22 protein-coding genes are annotated in these 24,458 nt (G+C 70.1%); 11 read left to right on the top strand and 11 right to left on the bottom strand.

Annotated features, from left to right (window positions below; genetic code table 11):
* Nucleotides 1-76 precede the first annotated feature (76 nt).
* From AW272_RS00565 to AW272_RS00550, 4 genes are read right to left on the bottom strand one after another with little or no spacing between them, the layout of a single operon-like run.
* The gene (locus AW272_RS00565; protein ID WP_066359980.1) at nucleotides 77-1,300 is read right to left on the bottom strand and encodes a TIGR02679 family protein; all 1,224 of its coding nucleotides are present in this window, start codon (nucleotides 1,298-1,300) and stop codon (nucleotides 77-79) included.
* The gene (locus AW272_RS00560) at nucleotides 1,297-5,376 is read right to left on the bottom strand and encodes a TIGR02680 family protein (protein WP_066359979.1); all 4,080 of its coding nucleotides are present in this window, start codon (nucleotides 5,374-5,376) and stop codon (nucleotides 1,297-1,299) included. Before AW272_RS00560 ends, AW272_RS00565 begins: the two co-directional genes overlap by 4 nt.
* Entirely contained in the window at nucleotides 5,373-6,515 is a 1,143-nt protein-coding gene (locus tag AW272_RS00555) for a TIGR02678 family protein (protein WP_066359977.1), read from the bottom strand. Before AW272_RS00555 ends, AW272_RS00560 begins: the two co-directional genes overlap by 4 nt.
* Nucleotides 6,512-8,059, bottom strand: a complete 1,548-nt coding sequence (locus AW272_RS00550; protein ID WP_245657149.1) for a TIGR02677 family protein — start codon at nucleotides 8,057-8,059, stop codon at nucleotides 6,512-6,514. The genes AW272_RS00555 and AW272_RS00550 overlap by 4 nt, the downstream gene beginning before the upstream one ends.
* A 414-nt stretch (nucleotides 8,060-8,473) precedes the next feature.
* On the opposite strand from AW272_RS00550, the gene AW272_RS00545 reads away from it, so the two are divergent.
* Nucleotides 8,474-9,061 carry an SRPBCC family protein gene (locus AW272_RS00545; protein ID WP_157518074.1) on the top strand — a complete coding sequence of 196 codons (588 nt, stop codon included), beginning with the start codon at nucleotides 8,474-8,476 and terminating at the stop codon, nucleotides 9,059-9,061.
* A gap of 107 nt (nucleotides 9,062-9,168) precedes the next feature.
* Complete coding sequence (locus AW272_RS00540) at nucleotides 9,169-9,891, top strand: carbonic anhydrase (RefSeq protein WP_174551779.1); 723 nt, start codon at nucleotides 9,169-9,171, stop codon at nucleotides 9,889-9,891.
* A gap of 51 nt (nucleotides 9,892-9,942) precedes the next feature.
* On the opposite strand, the gene AW272_RS00535 is transcribed toward AW272_RS00540, so the two are convergent.
* Nucleotides 9,943-12,384 (bottom strand): DUF6493 family protein, encoded by a 2,442-nt coding sequence (locus AW272_RS00535; protein ID WP_066359974.1) that lies wholly within the window; start codon nucleotides 12,382-12,384, stop codon nucleotides 9,943-9,945.
* 51 nt (nucleotides 12,385-12,435) lie between these two features.
* On the opposite strand from AW272_RS00535, the gene AW272_RS00530 reads away from it, so the two are divergent.
* Nucleotides 12,436-12,984, top strand: a complete 549-nt coding sequence (locus AW272_RS00530; RefSeq protein WP_245657148.1) for a DUF6461 domain-containing protein — start codon at nucleotides 12,436-12,438, stop codon at nucleotides 12,982-12,984.
* Here AW272_RS00530 and AW272_RS00525 read toward each other — a convergent pair.
* Entirely contained in the window at nucleotides 12,981-13,349 is a 369-nt protein-coding gene (locus tag AW272_RS00525; protein WP_066359968.1) for a nuclear transport factor 2 family protein, read from the bottom strand. The two genes, AW272_RS00530 and AW272_RS00525, sit on opposite strands and share 4 nt — an antisense overlap.
* A gap of 78 nt (nucleotides 13,350-13,427) precedes the next feature.
* Here AW272_RS00525 and AW272_RS00520 point away from each other — a divergent pair, with 78 nt between their 5' ends.
* The 3 genes from AW272_RS00520 to AW272_RS00510 all read left to right on the top strand — a co-directional run bounded on the left by AW272_RS00520 (nucleotide 13,428) and on the right by AW272_RS00510 (nucleotide 15,876).
* Nucleotides 13,428-13,976: a DUF1707 SHOCT-like domain-containing protein gene (locus AW272_RS00520; protein WP_066359967.1), complete on the top strand. Its 549-nt coding sequence runs from the start codon at nucleotides 13,428-13,430 to the stop codon at nucleotides 13,974-13,976.
* A gap of 61 nt (nucleotides 13,977-14,037) precedes the next feature.
* A complete protein-coding gene (locus AW272_RS00515; protein ID WP_066359965.1) occupies nucleotides 14,038-14,895 on the top strand; it encodes a helix-turn-helix domain-containing protein in 858 nt (285 codons plus the stop codon).
* 72 nt (nucleotides 14,896-14,967) lie between these two features.
* The gene (locus AW272_RS00510; RefSeq protein ID WP_066359961.1) at nucleotides 14,968-15,876 is read left to right on the top strand and encodes an NHL repeat-containing protein; all 909 of its coding nucleotides are present in this window, start codon (nucleotides 14,968-14,970) and stop codon (nucleotides 15,874-15,876) included.
* A 7-nt stretch (nucleotides 15,877-15,883) separates the two neighbouring features.
* Here the strand turns inward: AW272_RS00510 and AW272_RS00505 are convergent, their stop codons facing one another.
* On the bottom strand, nucleotides 15,884-16,600 hold the full coding sequence (locus AW272_RS00505) for a TetR family transcriptional regulator C-terminal domain-containing protein (protein WP_218010749.1): 717 nt from the start codon (nucleotides 16,598-16,600) through the stop codon (nucleotides 15,884-15,886).
* Nucleotides 16,601-16,699: 99 nt separating this feature from the next.
* Here AW272_RS00505 and AW272_RS00500 point away from each other — a divergent pair, with 99 nt between their 5' ends.
* From AW272_RS00500 to AW272_RS00490, 3 genes are all read left to right on the top strand, one after another.
* The gene (locus tag AW272_RS00500) at nucleotides 16,700-16,933 is read left to right on the top strand and encodes a hypothetical protein (RefSeq protein WP_157518071.1); all 234 of its coding nucleotides are present in this window, start codon (nucleotides 16,700-16,702) and stop codon (nucleotides 16,931-16,933) included.
* A gap of 26 nt (nucleotides 16,934-16,959) precedes the next feature.
* On the top strand, nucleotides 16,960-17,244 hold the full coding sequence (locus AW272_RS00495; RefSeq protein ID WP_066359958.1) for an antibiotic biosynthesis monooxygenase: 285 nt from the start codon (nucleotides 16,960-16,962) through the stop codon (nucleotides 17,242-17,244).
* A gap of 143 nt (nucleotides 17,245-17,387) precedes the next feature.
* Entirely contained in the window at nucleotides 17,388-17,744 is a 357-nt protein-coding gene (locus AW272_RS00490) for a DUF488 domain-containing protein (RefSeq protein ID WP_066359956.1), read from the top strand.
* Here AW272_RS00490 and AW272_RS00485 read toward each other — a convergent pair.
* Nucleotides 17,733-19,028: a hypothetical protein gene (locus AW272_RS00485; protein ID WP_157518069.1), complete on the bottom strand. Its 1,296-nt coding sequence runs from the start codon at nucleotides 19,026-19,028 to the stop codon at nucleotides 17,733-17,735. The genes AW272_RS00490 and AW272_RS00485 overlap by 12 nt on opposite strands.
* 56 nt (nucleotides 19,029-19,084) lie before the next feature.
* On the opposite strand from AW272_RS00485, the gene AW272_RS00480 reads away from it, so the two are divergent.
* Complete coding sequence (locus AW272_RS00480; RefSeq protein ID WP_066359951.1) at nucleotides 19,085-19,435, top strand: VOC family protein; 351 nt, start codon at nucleotides 19,085-19,087, stop codon at nucleotides 19,433-19,435.
* Between the two features lie 10 nt (nucleotides 19,436-19,445).
* Here the strand turns inward: AW272_RS00480 and AW272_RS00475 are convergent, their stop codons facing one another.
* The 3 genes from AW272_RS00475 to AW272_RS00465 all read right to left on the bottom strand — a co-directional run bounded on the left by AW272_RS00475 (nucleotide 19,446) and on the right by AW272_RS00465 (nucleotide 23,595).
* Complete coding sequence (locus tag AW272_RS00475) at nucleotides 19,446-21,743, bottom strand: hypothetical protein (RefSeq protein ID WP_066359949.1); 2,298 nt, start codon at nucleotides 21,741-21,743, stop codon at nucleotides 19,446-19,448.
* Nucleotides 21,744-21,826: 83 nt separating this feature from the next.
* Nucleotides 21,827-22,489 (bottom strand): response regulator, encoded by a 663-nt coding sequence (locus tag AW272_RS00470; RefSeq protein WP_066359947.1) that lies wholly within the window; start codon nucleotides 22,487-22,489, stop codon nucleotides 21,827-21,829.
* Nucleotides 22,486-23,595, bottom strand: coding sequence for a sensor histidine kinase (locus AW272_RS00465; RefSeq protein WP_066359944.1), 1,110 nt, complete (start codon nucleotides 23,593-23,595; stop codon nucleotides 22,486-22,488). Before AW272_RS00465 ends, AW272_RS00470 begins: the two co-directional genes overlap by 4 nt.
* A gap of 218 nt (nucleotides 23,596-23,813) precedes the next feature.
* Here AW272_RS00465 and AW272_RS00460 point away from each other — a divergent pair, with 218 nt between their 5' ends.
* Nucleotides 23,814-24,179 carry a DUF6223 family protein gene (locus tag AW272_RS00460; RefSeq protein ID WP_066359942.1) on the top strand — a complete coding sequence of 122 codons (366 nt, stop codon included), beginning with the start codon at nucleotides 23,814-23,816 and terminating at the stop codon, nucleotides 24,177-24,179.
* Nucleotides 24,180-24,458 lie beyond the last annotated feature (279 nt).

Genomic DNA, 24,458 nt, shown 5'->3' with positions numbered 1-24,458 from the left:
AGCGTAAATCACCGTCAACAGTCACGCAAGCGGATGCCCCGGCGCACTGACGACCATCGGGCCGTCGACCGTCCTCTCAACCTGCGGAAAGGTCGGTCAGAAGAGCGTCCAAGAGGAGTTCTTCCTCAACGCGGACCGCACGGTTGATCATGGCTGCCGACAGTGACGGATCCCAGGGGGTGGGACGCGAACGGCCGCTGAGCGGCCGACTGGCCGGAGCCGCCAGGTAGTCGGCAGCGGTGTAGCGCCACGGGAGAAACCCGACTCGGGTGTGCAGCGACGTGGCGATCTCGACGCCGCCCCAGTCGAAGTCACCGTGGTAGAGAAGAGTGGCGCCGCCAGCGCGGAGAAGGCTGAGCAGGTGCCAGACGGCGGCAGAAGGCTGACCGCCCACGCAGACCAGTGGCGGGCAGTCCGGCCCGAGATCGTCGGCTGCCGCCGCGACCACCACGGGGTTCTCGCACAGATGAACCCGAGTGGCCTTGATCGGCACAGGGTGCCGGCGAAGCTGGCGGAGCGTCAGGCAGGCGGGTTCACCCGCGTCCTTGTGCCCGGAAAGGACAGCGCCGAGCGGGGTGGCGGGATCGGCCACCAGGCCCAGGGTCAGGACGGTGTTCGACAGCTCGTCCAGGTGAACCCCGGCCGAGGCCCAGGTGGCCCGGCGCGACTCTGCGGACGTCTCACCGGCGAACGGCCGTCCGGTCAGGGCCCTGATCGCCGAGAGAGTGAGGGTGGCCAGCGGACGTCCCTCGTCGAGGGCGTGGGCGTCGCCGCAGGTCTCCGCCGCGAGCCGGCCGAGGGGGATCGACGGCGAGGGCAGTCTGCCGAGCACGGCGGCGAACCCGCTCAGCAGCACCGCCGCATCGGCCGGATCGGGGGCGAGCCGGCGCGGCAGCCCGGTGGAGTCGAGCCACGCCCGCCAGGACGCCAGCTCGGGACGGCTGGCCACGGCGTCTTCGAGGGGGCGATATGCCGCCGTCCAGGCGTCTCCCGCCCGCCGACGTGCGTCGGGGAGCGAGGGGATCGGGCCGTTGAGGGCGGTCACGGCTGCGGCGAGTCCGCCGTGGCCGGTGGTCCGGAGGAGCTCGTCGACGTCCCGGAGGTTTACGGTCAGCGAGGAGCCCGTCGCGGGTCTGCGGCCCAGAAGTGCCGCGAGGGCACGCCGCTGCTCCGGCGTGGGAGCGGACAGGGTGACGGTTCCGGTGAGGGGTGCGTCTTTGGCGATCCGCTGGCGGACCCGTTCGACCAACCATGCAAGGGGCTCTCCACCGATCAGCCGCCGCAGCCTCTCTTCGGTCACGTGAACAGGTCCTCCCCGGCGGCCGGCGACGAAGGTTCCGCAGTGATGAACGGGTTCGGCCGGGAGGTGCGGGCCCGCTCGCGGCCGTCCCACCGCCATGGGGTGACGAGAACGGCGTCGATGCCGTCGCGGCGGGAGAGCTGGCAGATCGCCAGGCCCGGCACCTGCGGATAGCAGCCCCATTCGCGTTCGCTGGTCATGACCACGTCCATGTCGAAGGTGGCGAGCAGGCCGAGACACTTGGCGCGGGAGTCGTCGTCGACTCCGGCGAACGCCTCGTCCAGCGCCACCAGGCGGGGGGCGTAGGGATTCCCGGCCGACTTGTAGTAGGCGGAGGCCGCGGCGAACAGAGGGACCGAGGCGGCGAGGACGCGTTCGCCGCCCGAGGCGGGCCCGGCGGCGGAACGCCACTGGCCGTCCTGGAGGCGCTGGATGGCGAACTCGTGCCACGACCTGTAGTCGAGCGCCCGGGTGAGCTGGTCGACCCAGCCGGCGGACGGGTTCTCGCTGTGCTCACGTGCGATCTGGTTCTGGAGGAACGTCCCGACCGCGGCGCGGTCGTCCTCGTCCCACGCGTCGATGGTCTGGCGGAGTTTGGCGCGGACGCGCGGCAACCCGTCAGGAGCGTTCCTGGCCAGGCGCCAGAGCAGGCGAAGGGTCATCCCGGTCGAGGTGGGACGGGCGGTGAGCTCCTCGTTCATCGCGGCGACCTCCTCCTCGCCTGCGGCGATCAGTTCGTGGAGGTTGCCGGCGATCTCGCTGAGCAGATGGTTCTCGAGGATCTCCCGTTCCCGGACCGACAGCACCCTGGCCCGGTGCCGGTTCTCCTCCGTGAGGGCGGCGGCGAGTTCGGGGATGTCACGGGTGCGTCCCAGGAAGATGACGTCCACCAGCATGATCCCGTCGCTGAGGGTCAGCCCGACGGAGTGGCCGTGCCGGGACATCGCGTCTGAGAGGATCTTGTGTTCCTCGGTGACCCGTTTCTGGCTGCGGTCCCACACGGCTTCGGCGTCGTCGACGGCCTCAAGTTCGGCGTTGGCGGTGCGGGCGAGCTGGACGGCGGCGGTCGGCGTCCACGGGCGGGAGAGGTCGGGGAGTTCGGCGCCGGGCAGAGCGAGGTGGAGGATGCCGGTGGCGGTGAACGTCCGGAGCCCTTCGACGGCGGCGTCCCGCACGACGGTCGCCTGGCCGATCTCCCGCTGCAACGACTGCTGCCGTCCCTGTGCCTTCCCCTTGGCGAGGGTGGCCGCGTGCTCGCGACGACGGGTCTCGTGTTCGGCGTCCCTGCGGCGAGTGAGCTCCGTTTCGACATCGCGCAACTGCCGGAACAGCTCGTCGACACCTGCTCCGGCGGTCTCCACCAGCGCCCGGTGGGTCTCCTCGGCGGCGGCGGCGCTGACGCGGGCCGTCTCCGTCTTCCCGGCGGCCTCTGCGGCCTGCTCGCGCAGGCCGTCGACGTCTTCGGCCGCGTCGATCGCCGCCTTGCGATTGGTCAATGCGACGGCGATGGTGGGCCACAGGGCGGCCAAGGCCAGTTCGTAGCGGGCGATCGCCTCCTTCACCTCGGGCAGTCCGGCCGGTTCGGCGGGCAGCCCGACATCGCCGGCGAACTCGGTGGCGGCGGCCCGTGCGACCTCCGTTTCGAGGCGGAGACGTTCGGCCCCGGTGGCGGCGGAGGCCAGGTCGCCGTCGAGTTCCTGTCTGCGGCGGTGCTCGCCGGCGAGCCGCAGGTGGCTTTCGCGCAACGGCGTGTCAGAGGGCAGGTCCCGATGTTCGGCGGCGAGCCGGTCGAGTCGTCCGGCCAGCTGTCGCCGGTCGGCGACCAGGTCTTCGACGACGGTTTCGACCATGGCGAGTTCGGCGCGGACGGCGATCAGCCGGTCCCTGCGGGCCGCTTCGCGGGCGCCCTCACCGATGTAGACGGCGGCGTCCTTCCGCCACCGGCCGCTCACGACGCCGTTGGCCCAGTGCCCGTTCGCCGCGACCCAGGTGACACCGCCCGGACCAAGTCCGATCCGGTTCAGCACCGAAGCGATCACCTCGTCCCCGAGCATGGCGGCGGCCGGGTCGGCGCGGTCGACGGCGGGCTTCAGTACCTGCGCGCAGGTCTGACCGGAGGCGGGCGGGCCGGTCAGCAGAAAGGTGTCGTCGGTCGCGAGCAACGTCCCGTCAGGAGTGATCCACGCGTCGAGCAGCCCAGACGCTTCGAGCGCCGCCTCCAGACCGGCCCGCTGATCAGGGGCGAGAGCATCGGCGAAGTCCACGGCCCGCCACAACGGCGCTCCCGGACGGCCATCCCGGTCGCCCGCGACACGGACGTGTGGGACCGGAGGCGTGTCACCGACACCGGATTCGAGCCGGCCGATCTCGTCGCGGAGTCGCCCGGCGAGGCGGCGGCGCTCGGCTTCGGCGCTTTCCAGCTCCGCATCGGCCCGGGTGAGGGCGACTGTTGCGGCGCGTGCCGCCTCCTCGACGAGGGCGGCTGCCGGATTGGCATCCGTCGCGTTGACCGACCAGGTCTCCAGCCGGGCGAGAACGTCGTCGGGATCGGGCAGCACCAGTTCGGCGAGATCGGCCAGGTAGGCGAAGTAGCGAGCGGCGAGATCCTCGGTCCGCGTGAGCACCTCCCTGTCGCCTTCGGCGATGCGCTCGGCGGCCTGCTGGAGTTCGCGGGTGATCCGCCGCACCTCGTCGTCGGCCTTCTGCCAGCGCACCCGCGCCGCATCGACGGCGGCGAACCTCCGTTCCAGCTCCTGTACTGCCTGACGCCGCCGCCGGGCCAATTCCTGGACGGCGCGTCGAACCGCGGGCAGGTCGCCCTCCCAGCCGCCCACGGCGACGTCGTGATCGGCCGCACATCCACCGAGGTCGGCGGCCTCCCGCGCGGCGGTGAAAGCCATGGCGAGCTCGCGATCGGTCTGTTCCCGCTGCTCGGCCAGCCGAAGGGCCCGGCCCTGGGCCCGGCCGAGGCGGCCGACGCGCTCGGCCTCGTCTTTGGCTCGATCTTGTACGTAGGCGGCCAGCCGCCTGGCCTCCTCGCCAACCTCCTTGAGCCGCTGCGCGTCGCGCATCTCGGGGCTCTGCCGGAGCGCGTTCTGCCGGGCCTCCAGACGGACCCGATCGTTCTCCAGTTGGGCCAGCCGCTCCTCGGCGGCGGCGAGTTCCTCAAGCGCCGACTTCAACTGCTGGTCGGCCTCGATGAGGTCGCGGCCCAGATGTTCGTAGCGGCTGTGGGCGATTCGGAGCACCCCGGCCCTGCGCTTGGTGGCCATCATCGCGTAGCGGCGGTAGTGGACGAGGAAGTCGTCGGCCGCGCGGCTCGCCTCGGTCAGCGCCCGCAGGGCGTCGCGTTCCTCGTCGAGACCGCGGAACGCCTCGGCTACGGTGCCGACGAGGGCGGCGTCGAGCGGCGGCAGGGCTTCGGTGAGCGCGCGGGACAGCAGCTTCTCGTCGGGTTTCTTCGACAACTGCGGCTGGCGCAGTTGGATCAGCAGGTTGACCAGCGCCTCATAGCGGTGTTCGCCGAACCCGAACAGGGCGGCGTCGACCGCTCTGCGGTAGTCCGACGCCCGGTCGTACACGGCGCCCCGCCCCTCCAGGGCGTCGCGCAGCTTCTCCCTGGTGACGGTGACACCGGCGGAGACGAGAGAGAGCTCCGCCCCGATGCGCTGCGCCGTGATGAAGAACCAGTGCCGGGTGATGCCGCGATCTTTCACGGCCTTCAGCCCGCAACCGATCGTCTTGTACTCCATGGTCCCGTCGGCGGCACGGCGCCCGAACTCCAGCCAGGTGTAGCCGAGCCGTTCGGGATGTGGGTGCCTGCCCCCGAGCAGGAGGTTCCATTCCATCCGCTTCCCGCGATCACCGTCGGGTTCGACCCGGTGCGGGGACAGCTCGCCGTCCAGCAGGAAAGGCAGCGTCAGGGCAAGGACCTTCGATTTCCCGGTGCCGTTGTTGCCCCGCAGCAGCAGCCGCCCGTCGTGGAAGCGGAACTCCTCCGCGTCGTAGTGGAAGATGTCGACGAGACCGGCGCGCAGCGGCTTCCAGCGCTCGGCGTCGGGCAGCGGCAGCGTCATCGAGATTCCTTGATCGTGGGTTCGTCGAGGGCGTAGCGCGCGATCGCGGGCAGGGCGGTGACCGTCGAGCCGGACATCTCGGCGAGGCTCAGCGCGATCAACCTGCCCAGGGCACCGGCCACCAAGTCGACCTCGGCGCCTGTGTCGGTGACGCCCCGGCGCCAGTAGGACTTGTGCTTCGCCGCCGCGTCCCGGACGAACGCGTGCAGTTCGGTGAGCGTGGCCGTGCCGGCTCCGGCCAGATATTCGGCGACGAGAAGGGTGAGATGACCGTCGGTGCGCTGCTCCGGCATGCGGATGTCGGTCAGCTCGTCGTGGGGATCGACCATGGCGATGCCTTCGGCCCGCACTTCGGCGATCAGCCCGGTCGCGTCCTCGATGCGGCGGGTGATGGCGTGTCGCTGGGACTGGAGGTAGAGGAGTTCCGGCTCGCTCAGATCCGCGTAGTAGACGACGGGTTCGTCCAGCAGCCTACGGGTGAGGGCCCGTCTCAGGGCCTGGTTCCGCAGGTCGTCGGTGTCGGGTAGCGCCTCGTCCGCCAGCGCCGCGAGCCGCTCGTCCAGGGTGGGCGCGTCAATGGTGGACGGCCCCCGCACCCCCGTGAGCAGCGCCGACAGCACCCCTCTCCGCACGTCGTAGAGAACGTCCCCGGATGACGACAGGTACGCCTCCTCCTCGCCGGCGACCCGGCGCAGCACACCCCAGTCGATCAGCAGCCGGACGACCGCCACCAGGTCGGTCCGATCCGCGCGGGTCTCCAGGGAGAAGGAGAAATCCAGGTCGGGTTCGGCCGCCGCGGTCAGCACCTCGTCGGCCAACCGGCCGAGCGTGGTCTGGGCGTCGGCCCGCTCCAGCATGGCCAGTGCGAGGCACAGCAGCACGTAACGATGGCGTCCGAAGGGTTCCTGGGACCGGCCGCGGGCGGGATGGGTGGCATCGGTCGTGGCAGGCGCCCTCTTGAACAGGCGGGCCGTCTCCGTCTCCACGTGGAGTCGCCAACCGGTCTCACGGGTGAGCCATTCGCGCAGCTCCCGTTCGCAGCGCCGGACCTTGAGCAGCGCCTCGCCGTCGTGTTCCGCGGTGAGCAGCGGCTTGGCCAGTAGTGCCCGTAGCGCCGCTCTGCGGGCGTCGTCGGTCACGTGTCCCCCATCAGGTCGGTGATCTCGATGAGGTGTTCGGGGCCGGTGAGGACCCCGTCATCGGTGACGATGTGGACGTCGCCACCGCCCGGGACGACGGCCAGCCTGATCTCGAACGAGCCGTCCGCCGTGACGGTTCTGACTTCGGTCTCACCGGGCAGCCGCGCCGACAGCGCATCACCGAGCAGCCCCAGGAACAGCCGGAACACACGTGGATCGAGCACATCCACGCTCGAAAGCCGGACCGGCCCGTCGGTGCCCAGCCGGGCCCGCGCCGCCGCGGTCTCGGCGTCTTCTCGTTCGGCCTGGAGCCGCAGGAACCTGCGCTCCTCATCGCGGTTCCGGATCTTGTTCGGCTTGCCCCGGCGCTCGTACGCTCCCGTCCTGCGCAGTTGGGGTGAGATCCGCACGGGCGGAGCCTCCGCCCACGGGGTGGCCGCCCCGGGCTCGTCCTCCCGCCAGGTGTCGAGGGTGGCACCGGTGACGGTCAGATGCCGGGCCGCGTTCAGCCCGAAGGCGACCCGCCACAGCCGGTGCGCCGCGTCGTCGTCGGGGGCGCCGGCGAACCAGCGCGCCAGCGTGCGGAAGTCGGCCGACCGGTCCGACCGCCCCGACCGCCGCTCGTTCAGCAGCCCGACCGTGTCGATCAGCTGCTTGATCGCGGTGACGGCCGATTGGCGCAGCAGCTTCGCCTGAGAGCTCTGTGTACGAGTGGAGACGAACCACCCGGTCAGCCCGCGCCACCGGTTCTCCCACGCCTCGAACGCCGCCCGCTCGGCTCTGTCGATGACCCCGGAGACCTCTTCGCCGTCCGGAACCGCGTCGGCCGCCTCGCGCCGGGCCGCGAGGAGCAGCAACCGTTCATGACCGACCGCCTCCACCTCGTCCAGCAGCACCGCGATCCGGGCGCCGAAGTTCGCGAGATCGGCGATGAACCTGTCGATGTAATCGATCAGGCGTTCCTTGTATTCGATGAATCCGTCGACGTCACCGTCGGAGAAGTCGATCGCGCGGCGCAATGAGCCCATGAAAGCCTGGGCGTTTCCAGCGAGCGAGGCGAATCGATCGGCAAGCCCGAGTAGGAGCAAATGGATCCGCACGGGATCGAGTTCGGACTCTCTCGCCAGCTTGACGAGTGCCTCAAGCTGATCGGCGATGTCGGCCAGCGCGACCGACTGGAGCGCGCCCCGCTGCGCCACCGCTTCCTCGTAGACGGCGAGCGCCTGTTCGGCGGCGTATCCCCTGGTGGTGAGCTGGTAGAGGTATCGCTTGCGATGGAAGTCCTCGACCGAGGTGACCCGTCCGGTGTCGGCGTCGGCCCTCAGATTTCCCCAGTGGACGAGTCGCTCAAGAGCGGAGATCAGCGCGTCGTCGTTGTCGCGGCCGAGTTCGACGGCGACGTCCTCGGGGCGGAGATGGACCAGGAATCGATCCTTGGCCTGGACGAAAACCGACAGGATCGAGCGATAGAGCGGCTCCAATGGAGTGCCGAGATGCGCGAATGGTTGCGTGTCCCAGATGTCGCCCGACCCCTGATTTGGCACCCGAGAATTATCACCTGTTGTCTTTGTTCAAGGGCTTGATTCCGAAGTATTCCGAGCCGGAGTCCAGCGGCGACGACGCTGCCCCGGGACGATCGGGCCACTCGGCCGTGGGAGCGCGGTCAAGGTTACCCGCCTCAAACCGTGACAGAGCTACTCCAACAACCACATCTAGCCCACAAAACAGGCCGACCGGAACCATCATAAAGATGAGATGGTTAAGAATTCAACTGCTTGCGACCACCCGGTCGCTGTCCGCTTTCGGCACGACCTGCGCCTTGTCCGTGCTGGCCAGTGCAAAAATTGGCAATCACTGACAGATGTGATCATGGGAGGTGTACTCGTGGGCGGAATGCGATAAATGTTCTGCTTATGAACTCGAGGCTGCTTCGTCTGTTAAGCGCTCCCCTCCTCGCCATGTCCCTTGTGCTTTCGGTCTTCGGTGCGCCGGCGCGTGCCACGACCGACCCCCTCGCACAGGAGTGGCTGTCCACTTGGAACACGTACAAGTTCACGCAGGTCGCGAACCCGCTGCCGGCCGGCCGGTCGCGCGCGTCACAGAGCATCTCCATCGTCATCAACGCGCCCCGCGCTGAAGTCTTCGCGAAATACTCGAACTTCAACAACCACATCGGCGCCAACCCCGTGCTTGAGCAGGTGATCACCCACAGCGACACCACCCGGCTCGGCAAGCGGACCAAGAACCTCACCGCCATCGAGGTCATCCCGGTGGCACCGGCCCCGATCACGCTGAACACGCACGCGCGGCAGGTGCTGCACCTGGCTGACTTCTTCTACACGGTCGACTCGTGGTCGACGGGGTACATCGTGACCCACCAGAAGATCACCTTCGAGAAGGTCGGCCTGACCAAGACCAAGGTCACCGAGAACCTGACCTTCGAGACGCCCGATGAGCTGATCGACCTCGCGCTGACCTCCGGCGTGCAGGCGCACCAGGGCATCCAGTCGGGCCTGAAGCAGCGGATCGAGAGCGGCGACCTCTAAAGCCCCTTGACCAAGCCGCGGCGACCGCCACCTGGCAGCGGTCGCCGTACACCGTTTTGACCTTTCTCCGGGCTCTTTGATGGCCCAAGGAGGAAAAGATCCAGGTCATGGACGGTATGGGGCGAAGGACGCTACTGACAGGTGCCGTTTCCCTCGCACTCGGCGGCTGCGCCACGACCGAGACGACGCTCAGAGCGGTACCGGTCTCCACCGCGTCCCAGGCCTATCCTGACTCGCCGAAGAGCGCCTTCGACCGCCTGATGACGGGCAACCGCCGCTGGGTGACCGGAGCCCTGCAGCACCCCGACCGCGACCCGACCCGGCGCGAACTCCTGGCGGCCAAACAGCAGCCCTACGGCGTGGTGCTGGCCTGCATCGACTCTCGCGTGCCTCCCGAGCTCGTCTTCGACACCGGCCTGGGCGACCTGTTCGTGATGCGCACCGGCGGCCAGGCCGTCGGTCCCGTGGTGACGGGCTCGGTCGAATACGGCCCGATGACCGGCGGGACCCCCTTGATCGTGGTGCTGGGACATCAGCGGTGCGGGGCGATCGAGGCGGCGTACAAGGCCCTGAAGGACGCGAAGCCCCTGCCGGGGAACCTCCAGGCGATCGTGGAAGCGCTGCGCCCCGCCTATGAGCAGACCGTCAACGAGGGCAGCGCCGACCCGATCGAGACGATGGCCAAGACCCAGGTGAAACTGACGGCCGACGCACTGCGCGGCAACCGCGACCTGGCGCCGCTGGTCAACGGCAAGAAGCTGGCGGTCGTGAGCGCGTTCTACTCCCTGGACACCGGCGAGGTCGAAGTGCTGAACGGCGCGCCGTCCTGACTGATCGTCGTCAGGAGAAGGCGGGCCGACTCGACCGCCCGGCTTCCGCCCTTACGCGCGGCGAACTCCGCCAATTTCGGCACCTCGCCCTGCGTTCCCGCGAGGGCGGCGGCCTTGACCGCCACGTCCAGCAGCTCCGCCAGACCGGTCGGCGGACGTTCGCCCGCGCCGGACGGCAGCAGCGCGGGCAGGCACGGCGAGGATCTTCACCGCGTCGACGGCGGACAACCGCTCTTCGGCCTGTTCGCGCCCGAGCGCCGTCACGACGGCACTCGCCGTCGCCCGTCCGACCGGGCCGTCACACTGGACGAGCGTCGTCAGCACCCCCGCTTTGACCCGGCTGCCCGAGAAGCCCACGGCGAAGCATTCGAGCACGTGGGCGGCGACCACCTCCCGGTGCGACGGCATGATCGCGGGCCACCACGACATGTCGTCGGAAAGTCCCGCCCAGTACTCCTTCGGCTCCAGCGTGCACAGGTCGGCGATCAGTCGCGGCAGGTCCGGCGTTCCCGGCTTCGTGCGGGCGTGCATCGCGGGAACTCGCCGATAGGTCTCATAGGCGATGGTGCGGATCATGGCGTCGATGCCACACTCCATGATCGGTTCGGCCAGACCGCCTTCGCGCAGCCACGCGGCCAGTCGCCGCCCGGCCGGTGAGGTCAGCTTCTCGGCGCGGGCGAGCACCTCGGGTTCGACCGAGCGGGGCAGCCGCAGAAGCGCCTGGCAGAAGTCGAGAGGGAGCGGTTCGTGGTCTCCCAGGAGTTCGAGGCGGCCGACCAGCGTTGCGGCGTCGACGTGGCCGGTGGGCGTCGTCGGGGTGGCCAGCAGCACCGGAAACGTCCGCCCTGACTCCAGCAGGGCGACGACCTCGCGCAGCCGGTCGGGGAACACGTGGTCGAGCGGGGTGCGATATCGACGACTCCCGTGCAGGTATTCGGCGTTGAGAAGGGACGTCGCGACGCTCTGCTCCGGCGACACGATCGCGCTCACGCAGTGTCGTAGCAGGGAGTAGGGGTTGTAGGCGGTGTGACTGCTCGCACTGGGATGAAGGCGGTCGCCGTACCCCTTGCAGTTCTCCTCCCACCAGGGCCGCAGCGCCTCGACGGTCGCGGCGCGGTCGCGATGGGTCAGCTCGACGAACGCGGCCAGGGTCCGCTCGACGTCCGTCCACCTGAACGAGGGCGGGGAGTCGAGTGCGGTGATCAGTTCGGTCGCCGAGACGATCGGCGGCGGCATCTCGGGCGGCGAGAACGTGACCCGCAGGACGCCGGCCACGGGTGTCTCGGCCGCTGGCGTGGCGACCTTGCCGAAAACGGCGGCGATCCGGGTTCGGAGGTCCGCCGGGAGGGCGGTGGCGGCCTCGCGGATGGTGTCGATCGTCTCGGGGGTGGCGTGGGGGGCCAGGTGGACCGCGAGTCGTACGGAACGGGCGCGGAGCGCCGGGGTTTCCTGGTTGAAGATCAGCGCGAGGGCGGCGAGGGCGCCGTCGGCCCGGTCGGGCGGCGCCTGGGCGATCCACTGGAGTGCGGTCGTGGCGTATTTCTTCTCCGGCCGGAACGCCAGCGCGCCGACCGTCTCGGCGAACAGGTCGGGGCTCAGGCCCACCGCGTCGTCGTAGCGGCGTAACTCATCGACGGCCAGCAGGGCGAGCGGGACGGCCGCGATCGGCAGCACGCGGACCAGGTCGACCGCGGGCAGCTCGGCCGGGGCCGGCCGGAGCTGGATCCACAGGTGGACGAAGGGATCGATGTCGCGGTCCTGCCCGTGGGTGAGGAAGCGGGCCGCGCAACCGTCGATCAGGGCCTGCCGCTTCAGCCGGCCCTCGGCGGCCAGGTCGGCCAGCGCGCCGATGACGGAGTGCTGGTGATAGTGGGCGTTCCATTTCCGGTCGTGGGTCAGCGGGGCGCTGACGCCTTCGGCCGCGAACAGCCGGGAGACCATCACGTCGAGAAGGGGGTGGTCGCGGACCGCGTCGATCTTCGCGCCCGTCCAGTGCCGACCGCAGAGGTCCCAGATCCAGCCGACGACGAAGGGGTCGTTCTCGGGCGGCTCGATGCCCGTCTCGATCACCAGGGAGGCGGCCAGGTCCCAGCCGGGCTGACCGTCGACGTTCTGCCAGCCCCTGCGCCCGCCCGGCCGTAGCCCGGTGACCAGCCGGTGCGCGAGATCGCGCCGCCACGCGTCCGGCCGATGGCGCAAGACGCTCAGGATCCACGCGGCGTCGACCCTCGGCTCGCGGGGTTCGCGCAGTTCCCGGCGGTTGAGCCAGGTCGCGACCTGGGCGGCGCCGGCGAAGCAGGCAGCCCCGGCGGCGCGGAACGCGTGGGCCTGCTCCGCGACCTTCCAGCGGCCTTCGTCACGCAGCCGCCCGGCCAGATATCCGGGCAGTTCGGCGGCGACGGCCTTGCGGTCGGCATCGCCGAGGCCGGTCAGGTGCGCCGACAGGTCGGCGTCGTTCTCGATCATCTCGCGGACCTGCCGCCAAGGGGACATGCGCGGACGTTATCGATCACTACCGACAAACGGCCTGCCATGATCGCTCGCATGACCGACTACGCCTGGTTCTCCGAGTCCGGCCTCGCGGAGGCCTTCAGCTTCATCTTCGTCCGGGGGCTGACCCCCGAGCAGCTCGTGGCCCGGATGGGCGGCCGGGTTGAGGATTTCACCTGGATGACGCTCGACGAGTCGATCGACGCCGGTGCCCGCCACGACTACAAGACCGAGTTCGTCGCGGTCACGAGCGTCGGCGGGTGGGCGTTCGTCGCGCAGTACAACAGCTGGCTCGGCGCCAACGACGAGTTCACGGTGCCGCTGTCGGCGGGCACCGGCCTGGTCTCCCTCTACCGCCTCGACATCAAGGACCTGGAGGACTTCCGCTGGATCGAAGACGGCGAGATCCGGTTCGCTTTCCGGGCCCAGGACGGCTACTCCGAGGAGGTCCCCGCCGAACTCGCGGAGACCATGGAGGGGATCGGCGAGGAGGAGGACCTCTACCGGGGGCCCGGCCTGATCCTGATCGAGCGCATCACCGGCGTCAGGTTCACGCCCGAGATCCTCGACGAGTCGAGGTTCCTGTCCGGCGTCCTCTCCTAATCGGCCAGTGCGGCGCGGCCGGTCGGCGCCGGGAACGGGTCGGCGAAGTATTGGGTCTCGTGCGTCACGAGGCCGTCGGCGACCTCCATGATGCTGACCGAGTGGGTCGGCACGCCGTCGTAGGTGATGACGACCTCGCTCACCCAGAGACCGCCGCCGCCCTGGATCCGGCCGACGGTGAAGTGGCGTTCGGCCGGGTGTCCGCCCCGTTGGGCCTGGATCTTCGACCGGCCCCGGAAGCGCTCGCCCGACTGCGGGTAGTCGAGGATCGCGTCGTCGGCGTAGATCGCGTGCTCGGCCTCGACGTCTCCGCGTTCGGAGGCCTCCCAGTGGGCCAGGATCCCTGCCCGGACATCGTCATCCATGATCTGATGCCGTACCCCGTCCCCCTTAAGGATGAGTCGTTCACCCCGTAAATTGTCAACCATCGGAAAGGTGGCCCTATGGACCTGGAAGCCCGTGCCTCCGACCAGGACCGGGAGACGACCGTCAGACGCCTCCAGCAGGCGTTCGCCGACGGCCGCCTGGCCTCGGACGAGATGGAACTGCGAGTCGAGCGCGCCCTGACCGCCGTGTCCCACGGTGATCTGGTCCCGTTGACCGCCGATCTGCCCGAACGTCCGGGCGAGGTGGTGACCATCACCTCCAAGGCGAGCAAGATCACGCGGTCGGGGCAGTGGCGGGTCCCCCGGGTGCTGCGCATCGACTCCGTGTACGGCCATCCCTACCTCGACCTGAGCGAAGCGGTGGTCGAATACCCGGAGATCGTCTTCGACCTCAAGCTGAAATACGGCTCCGCCACCATCACCCTGCCGCCCGGCGCGAGCGCCGACGTCAACGACGTGCAGTGCGAATGGGGCAGCGTCAACTCCGAGGTCTCGGGCGTGCCCACACCAGGCCGGACGCACCTGCGGGTGACCGGCAAACTCGGCTACGGCAAGCTGCGCATCCGCTACCGGAGCGCCCGCCGGCTCCGCTGGTTCTCCCGCTGAGCGCGTGCCTAACCCCGGCAGGGTGTGGCAGGGCCGCGAACCGGCGGCGAATACTTGAGCCATGAACACGAGACGACAGCTCGGGGAGTTCCTGCAGACGCGGCGCTCCCAGCTGCGACCTGAAGACGTGGGGGTGGCCACCTACGGCGGCCGCCGCCGGGTTCCCGGGCTGCGTCGCGAAGAACTGGCGCTGCTGGCCGGGGTCAGCGCGTCCTACTACTCGCGGCTGGAGCAGGGCCAGTCGTCCAACGCCTCGCCCGAAGTCCTCGACGCGCTGGCGCGGGCGCTCCGCCTCGACGACGCCGAACGCCGCCACCTGCACGAACTGGCTGCCGGCGGCCGTCGCCGAACCACCGTCCGCAAGCCCGCGCCCGAGCGGGTAAGCACGGCGACCCGTCAGCTGATCGCGGCGCTCGGCGACGTGCCCGTGGTGGTGCTCGGCAGGCACAGCGACGTGCTGGCCTGGAACACCCTGGGCCACGCCCTCTACGCGGGTCATCTGTCCCAGCGCCCCAACATGGCCCGCCTGGTGTTCCTCGACGCGCACACCCGCGACCTCTACGCCGACTGGCCCGCCAAGGCCAGGGGCGTGGTGGCGAGCCTGCGGATGGCGTCCGGCCGCCACCCTGACGACCCTCAGCTCACCGCGCTGATCGGGGAACTGACGGTCAAGAGCGCCGAGTTCGCCACGATGTGGGCCGACCACCGCGTCAAAACCGGCGGTGACTCCGTGTACGAAATGCGCCACCCCCTGGTCGGCACCATGCACGTGACCCAGCAGACGCTGCGCACCGCCGACGACCAGTCGGTCGTGGTCGCCACCACCGAATCCGGGTCACCCTCGCACGCCGCGATGACCCTGCTCGTCCACAGCGTGGTGACCGGGCAGGCCTCCCGCCCCGCCCCCGTCATCAGCTGACCTTCCCCTCTCAGACAGGCGCTCCGACCAGAGCGCCCGATGCCGCACGCCCTCATCCAGACAGGACCAGAGATGCGCAACAGACTGCTCGCCCTCGCCATCGCCGCCGGAATCGGCCTGGTGGCCGCGGCCCCCGCCGACGCGACGCCCTCCTCCCGGATCGCGGTGCACTTCGACCTGGCGAAAGGCCAGCAACCGGAGAACATCGCCCTCGCCCCCGACGGCACGGCCTACGTCACCTTCGCCTCCGCCCGCCAGATCGCCGCGATCAGCCCGTCCGGAGCCGTCAAGATCCTGGCGACCCTCCCCGACGGCGGCACCGCCGCCCCGGTGCTCGGTTTCGCCCTCACCACCGGCATCGTCCGCGTCGCCGACGGCACGCTCTATTTCCTGTACGCCAGCGGCGACGCCGCGACCACCGGCCTCTACCGGCTGAACCCCGGCCGGAACCCGCACCGGATCGCCGCCCTCCCGGCGAACGGCCTGCCCAACGGCCTGGCCTACGACGAACCGGCCGAGACCTTCTACCTCACCGACTCGGTCCTCGGCACGATCTCCACCGTGCCGTTGAAGGGCGGCATCGCCCGGACCTGGTCGTCGGCCAAGGAACTGGCCGCGACCGGCTTCCTCGGCGCCAACGGCATCAAGGTGCGGCACGGCGCGGTCTGGGCCACCAACCTCGACCAGGGCACCCTGCTCCGCATCCCGATCAAGCACGGCCGGCCCGGCCCCGTGCAGGTCAAGGCCACCGGCCTGGCCGGCATCGACGACATCGCCTTCACCCGTGACGAGCAGGTCATCGCGACCCTGAACGCGCCGAACAAGGTCGTCCGCATCGACGCGCACGGCCACACCTCGACGCTGCTCACCGCCGGACTGCAGAACCCCACCTCGGTGGCCGTACGCGGCCGGACCCTCTACGTCCTCAGCGCCGCCTACCTCACCGCCACCGACCCCAACCTGATCCTGGCCTCCCTTTGAGACCCCTTCAGCCGCTACTGAGGATGCGGTTCAGGTGGTAGTCGATGGTGCGCAGCACGTCCGCCCGGGTGCGGCGGCGGTGCAGCAGGTCGAGCCCTAGCCCGCTCACCCCGCCCACCAGCAGATCGGCCTCCCGGCCCGCGTCGATCGAGGGCCGGAGACCGGCCGCCGAGATCAGGGCGGCGACCAGATCCTCCAGCGGGCTGCCCTCGTGGAGAAAGACCGCCGCCAGCGCGGGGTCGGTGAGGCTCCGCGCGTAGTAGGCGGTCATCACCCGAAGGCTCATCCGGCGCTGGTCGTCGAGCGGCAGCAGCTCTTCGAGGGTGGCCCGCAGCAGCACCCGGGGATCGTGCCCCAGCGCCGCGATCCGCTGCCGGCCATGGCGCTCGTTCTCCTTCTGCAGCGTCTGCAGGGCGTACAGCAGCAAGTGGTGTTTGTCGGTGAAGTGGTATTGCACCACCCGGGGTGACACGCCCGCCTCGGCCGCGATCTCGCGGACGGTGGCCATCTGCAGCCCGCGCTCGGCGGCGATCCGCCAGACCGCCTCGGCGATCTGGCGGCGCCGCCCCGCCGGTTCCGGCTCGGCGGGCGCCGGCACCGGCGGGTTCCTGCGGGACCGGTAGGCCCGTGCCTGGCAGGCGCGGGAGCAGTAGACCGGACGGCGTCCGCGAGTGACCGGCCGCACCGCGCCACGACAGACCGGGCACGTCATTTCGTCACGCACGCTCCCAGCCTAATCGCCTGATTACCGTGACGTATCGCCTGTCCTAGCGGCTTGCGCGGTGGTGTCATTGATACGTTCGTATCTTGAGAGGAGCGGAAAGTGAACGAAGCCTGGTATCGGGTGGCAATGCTTCTCACGCTCGTCGCGGGCATCTGGGAGGGCCCGATAGCGATCATCTTCCGAGTCTTCACCGACAAGGGCCCGAGCTGGCTCGTCGCGGCCAACTACCTGCCGGCCCCGTGGTGTTACGTCGTCGCCGTCGCGGCCGCGGTCGTCGCGCTCGCGGTGATCGCCGTCCTGGACACCCTGCACAAGAGAGCTGCCGCTATTTAGTCACTAATCATGACTATATTGGCGTGATGACGACACTAGAGATCACCAGGTTCCGCGTCTCTCCTGAGCACACGACCGACCTCCTGACCGCACGCGGCGCGATGATCGCCGACTTCGAGGCCGACCGGGAAGGTTTCCTCAGCGCCAGACTCGTCGAACTGCCCGGCGGCGAATGGCTCGACATCGTCGAGTGGCGTTCCCCGGCCGACTTCGCGGCCTCCCGCGCCAAGGGCGGAAACCTGCCGGGGATCCAGGCCTTCTTCGCCGCGATCGACGAACTCCTCTCCTCGGAAGAGGGCACCCTGCACTGACGTCACCAGCGGATGCCGGTCAGCAGCGTCGAACGCCGCATCGACGCCCTCCAGCGCAACCGCGACGCGATCAAGACCTACCTCCGCGCCTGGGAGGAGGCGGTTGAACCTCCCTTGGAATCCCCCCGCGTAGCGTCTGAGTCATGAGCGCAACCGAGGTTCGGGTACGCCGGGTCTACGACGACCGGGCGGACGACGACGGAACCCGAGTACTGGTCGACCGACTCTGGCCCCGAGGCCTGGCCAAGACCGAAGCCGGCCTCGACGAATGGTGCAAGGAGATAGCGCCCTCGGCGGCACTCCGCACCTGGTACGCCCACGACCCCGACCGCTTCGCGGAGTTCGGCCGCCGCTACCGCACCGAGTTGCGGACCCCGGAACGAGCGGCCCTGGTGACACACCTGCGCGAACTGGCCGGCAACGGCGTACTGACCCTGCTCACCGCGACCAAGAAGGCCGACATCAGCGAGGCGGCCGTCCTCGCCGACCTACTCCGGTGAGCTCGGGGCTCCGGTGCGCCAGAGTGCGGCGTGGGAGATCTCCGAGTTGTTCTCTCCCTTCGAGATCACCGACCCCACCGCGTACACCTCGTGGGTGCCCGGTCGCCAGGCCAGGGAGTGGACCCGTGCCTCGGATCCGGCCGGTGCCGGTATGCGGTGGCGGGTCCAGCGGCCGTCGCGCAGATGCCAGAGCAGGTCGGGGTGGCCGATCACCCAGAGTCCGCCCCTGCCGTCGGGCTCGGCCTGGCTGAATCTGGTCATCGGCCGGCCGTCGGGTTCCCCGGTCGAGCTCATCGGACCCCAGTGGCAGGCCCAGGCCTTACCGTTCCAGTGCAACGCCAACGTGTGGCCCTTCTCCAGCGGCTCGTTGTTCTCGTCGTACTCGCCGTCCACCAGCCACGAGATCCCGCCGACGACCCAGACGTCGTCACGGCCGATCACCACGACGTCGGCCAGAACGGTGCGCGGCAGCATGATGTCGCCGGGCGGTTCCACGACGGGGGGCGTCGTGATCAGACGCCAGCCCGCCGGTTCCCAGCGCATCGCCGCCGGCGGACTGTGTTCCCCGCTGACCGCCCAGACCTGCCCGTCGCCTGAGCCCAGCGCCCCGGCCGACGAGGGCAGCGGGTGATACCGCCACTCCTGCCCGGTCCAGAGCAACCCCGCCGGGCCGTTCACCGACCACACTTCGCCCCCTCCCACGGCACGCACCGCGGTGAAGGCCCAGCCGATCGAGTCGGCGGCCGGCTTGTCCAGCAGGTCGGCACGCCACCGGCCGTCGTCGAAGGTGCCGACGAAACCGGTGGTGTCCTTGGACGACGCGCCGTCGGCCGCACCGAACACCCACGCCTGATCCGCCGAGACCGCGGCGATCGCCGCCTCCGACTGCGGGTACTGAGGCCGTGCGCGCGGCACCTGGGACGTCTCCCACCCGGAGCCGTCCCACCGGCGCACCCCGCCGCCGGCGCTCGTCAGCACGCCGTTCTCCTCCTTCTCGGTGGAGTAGGTCGTCCAGAGGGAGCCGTCGGCCGCCGCGGCGAGCAGCGCCATGGACCCCCGGTCGCCGTCCACCCAGACCGGCCGCCATGCGGTGGGGGCGTCGGCCGCCCGCAGATCATCGGCGTTCTCTCGCGGAAGGCCGCAGCCCACCGCCTCGGCCGGCAGGGGCGGAAGCGCGGCCGGACCCACCGGGCTCGGAGAGACCGACGTGGGCTCCCGGCCCACCGGCGCCGACGTGCAACCGGCGACCATCACCATGGCTAAGAGGCATTTCGCCGCTCTCATCCCGAGAGTTTCGCACGCGGGCGGCGTCTTTCAGGATCCGCTCTAGGCTGTTCCGCATGGATCCGACCGGTTTCGGCGCGCCCGCCCAGCTCGTCGTCGACTGCGCCGATCCCGCGTCGCTCGCCGCTTTCTGGGGCCGCCTGCTCGGCGCGGCACCTGTCCACCGCGACCCGTCCTGGTCATACGTGGACGGCCCGCTACGGATCGCGTTCCAGCGGGTGCCGGAGCCGAAGACGGGCAAGAACCGGGCACACATGGACATCCGGGTCACCGACGTCGCTGCGGCGGCCGAGGCTGCGGCCGGGTGGGGCGCCACCCCGCACGGGCCGCTGCAGGCCGACGCCCAGGGGGCCTTCCAGGTCATGCGCGACCCGGAGGGAAACGAGTTCTGCCTGGTCTCAGGTTAGGAGGCGGCCCTCACCGCTGAGGCGGCTTGCGGTATGTGACCGGCTTGTCCCCCTTCCCGGGGAAGGCCATGATCAGCAGGCGCTGGCCGGCCTCTTGCGGTCCCTTCCACGTGAACCAGTCGTAGTGCACGCGGATCCGGTAGTGCCCGGCCCGGCCGCCGAGCGACAGGTCGGGAAGCGCCGTGCCACTCAGACCGTCCATGAGCTCGATCTCACCGGCAGGGCTCTCGTAACCGACCTCGACGACGTGGTCCCAGCCCTTGGTCTCCACCGGCGGGCGGCGGGCGTAGGTCTCCAGGGTGACGCAGATGTCGTAGTCGGAGTGCGTCAGGACCATCAGATGGCCGGGGATGGCGGCCACCAGACCATCTTTCTGAGCCTTGTCGAGTAGCCCGTCCTCATACGGGTCCCCATCATCAGTCGGCTCGAACGCCTCGAGAACCCCGTAGTCCGTCCACTGAGGTTCCTTCATGCGGACCGCCTTCGCCGCTTTGATGAGCGGGCGGTGGCGTGGCCTCGAGTCACACATGCGTTGCGCGCTGGCCTCCCACTCTTCCATCTCCTGGTCCTCTTCCGCGGCAGCGGCCGTGGCCACGGCCCCGGCACTGGGGCAGACCTCCGCGAGCGGGTAGGTCAGAGCGCCGCGGGTCAGTCCGTGCGCGGCGACCTCCTGGGGGTCGTTACGGGTGTAGACGCCGCACAGCCAGCGAGCGTGAGTGAGGATCATGGCGTCAGGCGTGGTGGCGGGGAGTCCGATCACGCCCGACTGCCGGAGGGAGCACACGAGCCGCTGGTCCGGGGTGAGCTCGGGCCCCTCCTCCTCCCACTCCTCACGTGGCGTGCAGTCCCTGGCCGGAGTGACCAGCCCGCGAGCCAGGTCCGCCGCAGGCACGAACGCGAGCGCGACCAGCGTGGCGACCTGGGTCACGAGGAGCATGCGGCGACGTTCGCGCCGGGCGAGCGGGGTCGGGTACAGGAACCACAGGAGCAGGGCGGCGGCGAGCAAGGCCGCGCTGTACCAAGCCGGTGAGATGCCGAGGAAGATCTCACTGTCGCCGTTCTCGGCGAACAGGCTCTCCGGGTAGATCTGGCTGCCTTCGTAGAAGCCATCGAATTCCTGCGACACCGACGTGAGCGCGCTGACGAAACCCAGGGCGGCGGCGATGACCAGCGTCAGCGTCGTGAACCACAGGGTGCGGCGGGTCCGGCGCAGGACGGCGGCCAGGATCAGCAGCGCGGGACCGCCGACGCCGACGAAGACGTCCATGGCGAGCCAGGTCAGCGCGTTCCCGCTGCCCCAGTCCACCCGGACGTAATGCTCGATCACGCCTCTGGGGCCGATCCAGTAGTACCTGCCGTCCGCGAGGTTGACGGCGGCGGGGACCAGCGGCAGCGCGACGGCCGTGGCGGCCAACGGCCACCACCTGGCCGCCGCCCGCACCGGCGCTTGCCGGGCGCCCGGCTCGGGAAGCGGGTTCGCCAGGTCGTTGGCGGTCCTGGCGTCCCACACCAGCCCGAAGACGCTGGCGGCGCCGAGGAGCGTGAAGACGTCGGAGTAACCGTTGCCGCTGAACGAGACCATCCCCGAGGGCTGGAGGAGCATCACCGCCTGCGCGATGACGCCTGTCCAGACGGTCGCCGCGCTCCAGCGAGGATCCTTGGCCTGGGCGATCAGGATCGACACCACCCACACCATCCAGAGGTGGCCGTACCCTCCGGCCAGGGTGAAGATGTCCTCGGCGAAGTGCAGGTCGAGCAGGTCGGTGAGCTCCCCGCCGAGGCTGCTCACGGCGGCGACGGTCCCCACTCCGAGCGAGAACAGCCGAAGCCCACGGGAGACGCTGTCCCGCAGCACCAGGAAGAACAGCCAGACGACGGCCACCTGCACACAGCCGGAGGCGATTCCCGTCACCGACCAGAACCAGTAGATCTCCCACGCGTAGATCAGCGGGGCGGCGGCGATGCTGACCAGGCCGTAGCCGACACCGAAGTACAGGGCGAGCCGCAGCAGCCCGACCGTCCTGCCCCGGGGTGTCAGCTCGCCGCGGGCACGCCCGCGCAGCACCTGCCACAGGGCCCAGGCCTGAAGCGCTCCGATGAGGATCAGGACGACCATCAGCCCCCGCGAAACGGTGCGGGTGTATTCGCCGGGCTCGAAAAACCAGTTTGAGCCGTAGTCGCGGGTGACGATCGTCCAGAGGAGGTCACCCTGGGCGGTGGCCAGCGCGAAAGCGCCCAGCGCGGCGACCGCGACGAGGTAGCCGAGCGCGATCAGGGTGGCGATCGTGCCGAAACGATAGCGTCGCATGGCCATCTTCGGGGATGAGGTGGTCAAAGCGCCCAACCGTAGCGATCAGCAGAGGGTTGATCAAGCCGCTCGCGGCGGTGAGGTCAGGAACCCCGCCGGGCTACCAGGCCCGATTCGTAGGCGATGACCACGAGTTGGGCGCGGTCGCGGGCGTGGAGCTTGGTCATGGCCCGGTTGACGTGGGTTTTCGCGGTCAGCGAGCTGATCACCATGCGGTCGGCGATCTGATCGTTGGACAGGCCCTGGGCGACCAGGGTGACGGCTTCGCGCTCCCGGTTGGTCAGCTCTTTCAGGGCCGCGCCCGCGTTGGGGTGGAGCGGCTGGGTGACGTACCGGTTGATCAGTCTGCGGGTGATCGACGGTGCGAGCAGGGCGTCTCCGCGCGCGGCGACGCGGACGGCGTGCAGGAAGTCCTCCGGCACGATGTCCTTGACGAGGAATCCGGCCGCACCGGCGCGCAGGGCGTCGAAGACGTATTCGTCCAGGCCGTAGTTGGTGAGGATGACGACGTGCACGCCGGCCAGGGCCGGGTCGGCGGCGATGCGCCGGGTGGCCTCGATGCCGTTGAGTACCGGCATCTGGATGTCGATGAGCGCGATGTCGGGCAGGTGTTGTCTGGCCAGGGCCACCCCCTGCTCCCCGTCTGCGGCTTCCGCCACCACCTCGATGTCGTCCTCAAGGTCGAGGAGCGCGCGGAACCCGCTGCGGAGTAGCGGCTGGTCGTCGACCAGCAGGACCCGGATCATGACGTCCGATCGACGGGCAGTTCGGCCTGGACGGTGAACCCGCCCTCGCCTCGCGGCGCCGCACTCAGTTCGCCGCCGAGGGCGGTGACCCGTTCGCGCATCCCGAGCAGGCCGACGCCGGGCACCGGCGCGCTGGCCGGGGTAGCCCTGCCGTCGTCGTCGATGCGGATGGCGAGAGTGCCTGGACGGTAGTCGATCCGGACCGACGCCGTCGCGGCGGCGGCGTGCCGGGCGACGTTGGTGAGGGACTCCTGGACGATGCGGTAGACGGTCCGGCCCACCGCGACGGGCACGTCGTGTCGCTGTCCTTCGATCGTCAACGTCGCGTCGAGCCCAGTGGTCCGGGCGCGTTCCACCAGCTCCGCGACGTGGTCGAGGCCGCGCGGCGGGGTCGGGTCGTCGTCGCGCAGCGCCTCCAGGGTGGCGCGCAGTTCCCGGGTCGCCTCGCGTCCGGCCTCCTGGATCGCGAGCAGGGCGTCCGGCACCTGCTCGCCCCGTTTGCGGGCCACGTGGACGGCGACCTCGGCCTGCACCTTGATGATCGAGATCTGGTGGGTGAGCGAATCGTGCAGCTCCCGCGCGATGCGCAGCCGCTCCTCGTCGGCGCGGCGGCGCGCGGTTTCCTCGCGGGTGCGCTCGGCTTCGTCAGCCCGGCGTTCGGCCTGCCGCAGCGCTTCGCCCGCAGCGCCCGCCGCGATCAGCCAGGCCAGTTCGAGAGCGCCTCGGGCCTGGGCGAACGCCTCACCCGTGTCGTGGAGGCCGGAGGCCAGGGCCGCCAGCGGGAGGAGGGCCAGCATGGCCGCGCCCGCCCCCACGGTGATCGCCCGGTGTCCGGCGCGCACGGCGGCGTACACCGCGAACAGGAACGCGACGGCCGGCACGTCGTAACCGGCCGCCTGATAACCCACCGCGCACAGCCCGGTGACGGCGAGGACGGCGACCGGCGCCCGGCGGCGGGCAACCAGCGCCAAGCCGCCGGCCCCCAGCAAGGCGTAGCCGAGCAGATCGGGGAGCGTGGCGAGCTCGGAAAGGCCGGTGACCAGCAGCGTCGCCGCCACGCCGACGGCGATCACCCAGTCGGCGACCCCTGCCCGGCCTGTGCTCATGCGCGCACCCTAACCGGATGTCCGCGCGGGCGACTCCTGCTCGGGGATGACCGGCCGCCTACCGCACCCGCAGTACTTTTCGCGGCATCTGCGGCATCGGCGGTATCCGGGCGCGCCTGCCGTGGCAGCGCGAAATGTCCGCGTCCGCACGACGACCGAGGGCAGGTCCGGCGGACATCATCGGCGACATCCGGTCGTACGAGAAGAAGGAGCACCTCATGTCAGTCCGACACGTGTTCGCCGATTTGGGGTCCGCGCCCGTCAGTGCTTACGCCATGACTTCCGGGCGTCTCTGGTCCTTGGTGGCCGCCGGGCTGGGGTTGGTCGGCGTGGTGGCCGGCGGGCTCGCCCTGGCCCGCTCCGCCGGTCGTCTCGGTACGGGTTCCGGAAGAAGGGGAGCCATCGTCGCCTTGGCGACGGGGGCGGCCGGCGCGATCATCGGCGGACTGGTCGTGGCCGCCGCGGAAGGCGGTCCAGGCACCGGCTACGGGATAGTCGGAGGCTACCTGGCCCTGGGCGTGGGGCTGATCGCGATGGTTCTCGGCGGATCGGCGCTGGCCCGCGCCCGCCGGCTGACCGGTTGACCGGCGGGCTCTCAGTTCCACCTGAAGACGACCTTCCTCAGATTGTCGATCTCCGCGCCGGGGCCTTCTGGCCAAGGACGCAGCGGGCATCGGCACTCACGACATCCGCGTGCTCCGGGCGACCATATTCCCTCCGCCGGAGGGCAGTGGCCTCTTCATCACCGCGACAGCCGGGGAAGACATCGTTCGTCGAGCCCTGGCCGGACGGGTCAGACGCAAGCTGACAGGAGGACGCCTGTGGACGAGGTCTGGCTGCTTACCGGACGTGGCTTATCGGGG

The sequence above is a fragment of the Herbidospora mongoliensis genome (genome assembly GCF_001570545.1).
GTDB classification, from domain to species: Bacteria; Actinomycetota; Actinomycetes; order Streptosporangiales; family Streptosporangiaceae; genus Herbidospora; species Herbidospora mongoliensis.
Note: the sequence above shows the minus strand (reverse complement) of the source record. Positions and strands in the feature narration are given on the sequence as shown.

What these genes read in the sequence shown, in the direction of transcription:
- AW272_RS00560 (WP_066359979.1), bottom strand. Translation starts at nt 5,376, where the DNA reads ATGACGCTGCCGCTGCCCGACGCCGAGCGCTGGAAGCCGCTGCGCGCC.
- AW272_RS00545 (WP_157518074.1), top strand. Translation starts at nt 8,474, where the DNA reads ATGTCCCTTGTGCTTTCGGTCTTCGGTGCGCCGGCGCGTGCCACGACC.
- AW272_RS00540 (WP_174551779.1), top strand. Translation starts at nt 9,169, where the DNA reads ATGGACGGTATGGGGCGAAGGACGCTACTGACAGGTGCCGTTTCCCTC.
- AW272_RS00535 (WP_066359974.1), bottom strand. Translation starts at nt 12,384, where the DNA reads ATGTCCCCTTGGCGGCAGGTCCGCGAGATGATCGAGAACGACGCCGAC.
- AW272_RS00530 (WP_245657148.1), top strand. Translation starts at nt 12,436, where the DNA reads ATGACCGACTACGCCTGGTTCTCCGAGTCCGGCCTCGCGGAGGCCTTC.
- AW272_RS00525 (WP_066359968.1), bottom strand. Translation starts at nt 13,349, where the DNA reads ATGGATGACGATGTCCGGGCAGGGATCCTGGCCCACTGGGAGGCCTCC.
- AW272_RS00520 (WP_066359967.1), top strand. Translation starts at nt 13,428, where the DNA reads ATGGACCTGGAAGCCCGTGCCTCCGACCAGGACCGGGAGACGACCGTC.
- AW272_RS00515 (WP_066359965.1), top strand. Translation starts at nt 14,038, where the DNA reads ATGAACACGAGACGACAGCTCGGGGAGTTCCTGCAGACGCGGCGCTCC.
- AW272_RS00510 (WP_066359961.1), top strand. Translation starts at nt 14,968, where the DNA reads ATGCGCAACAGACTGCTCGCCCTCGCCATCGCCGCCGGAATCGGCCTG.
- AW272_RS00495 (WP_066359958.1), top strand. Translation starts at nt 16,960, where the DNA reads ATGACGACACTAGAGATCACCAGGTTCCGCGTCTCTCCTGAGCACACG.
- AW272_RS00490 (WP_066359956.1), top strand. Translation starts at nt 17,388, where the DNA reads ATGAGCGCAACCGAGGTTCGGGTACGCCGGGTCTACGACGACCGGGCG.
- AW272_RS00485 (WP_157518069.1), bottom strand. Translation starts at nt 19,028, where the DNA reads ATGAGAGCGGCGAAATGCCTCTTAGCCATGGTGATGGTCGCCGGTTGC.
- AW272_RS00480 (WP_066359951.1), top strand. Translation starts at nt 19,085, where the DNA reads ATGGATCCGACCGGTTTCGGCGCGCCCGCCCAGCTCGTCGTCGACTGC.
- AW272_RS00475 (WP_066359949.1), bottom strand. Translation starts at nt 21,743, where the DNA reads ATGCGACGCTATCGTTTCGGCACGATCGCCACCCTGATCGCGCTCGGC.
- AW272_RS00470 (WP_066359947.1), bottom strand. Translation starts at nt 22,489, where the DNA reads ATGATCCGGGTCCTGCTGGTCGACGACCAGCCGCTACTCCGCAGCGGG.
- AW272_RS00465 (WP_066359944.1), bottom strand. Translation starts at nt 23,595, where the DNA reads ATGAGCACAGGCCGGGCAGGGGTCGCCGACTGGGTGATCGCCGTCGGC.
- AW272_RS00460 (WP_066359942.1), top strand. Translation starts at nt 23,814, where the DNA reads ATGTCAGTCCGACACGTGTTCGCCGATTTGGGGTCCGCGCCCGTCAGT.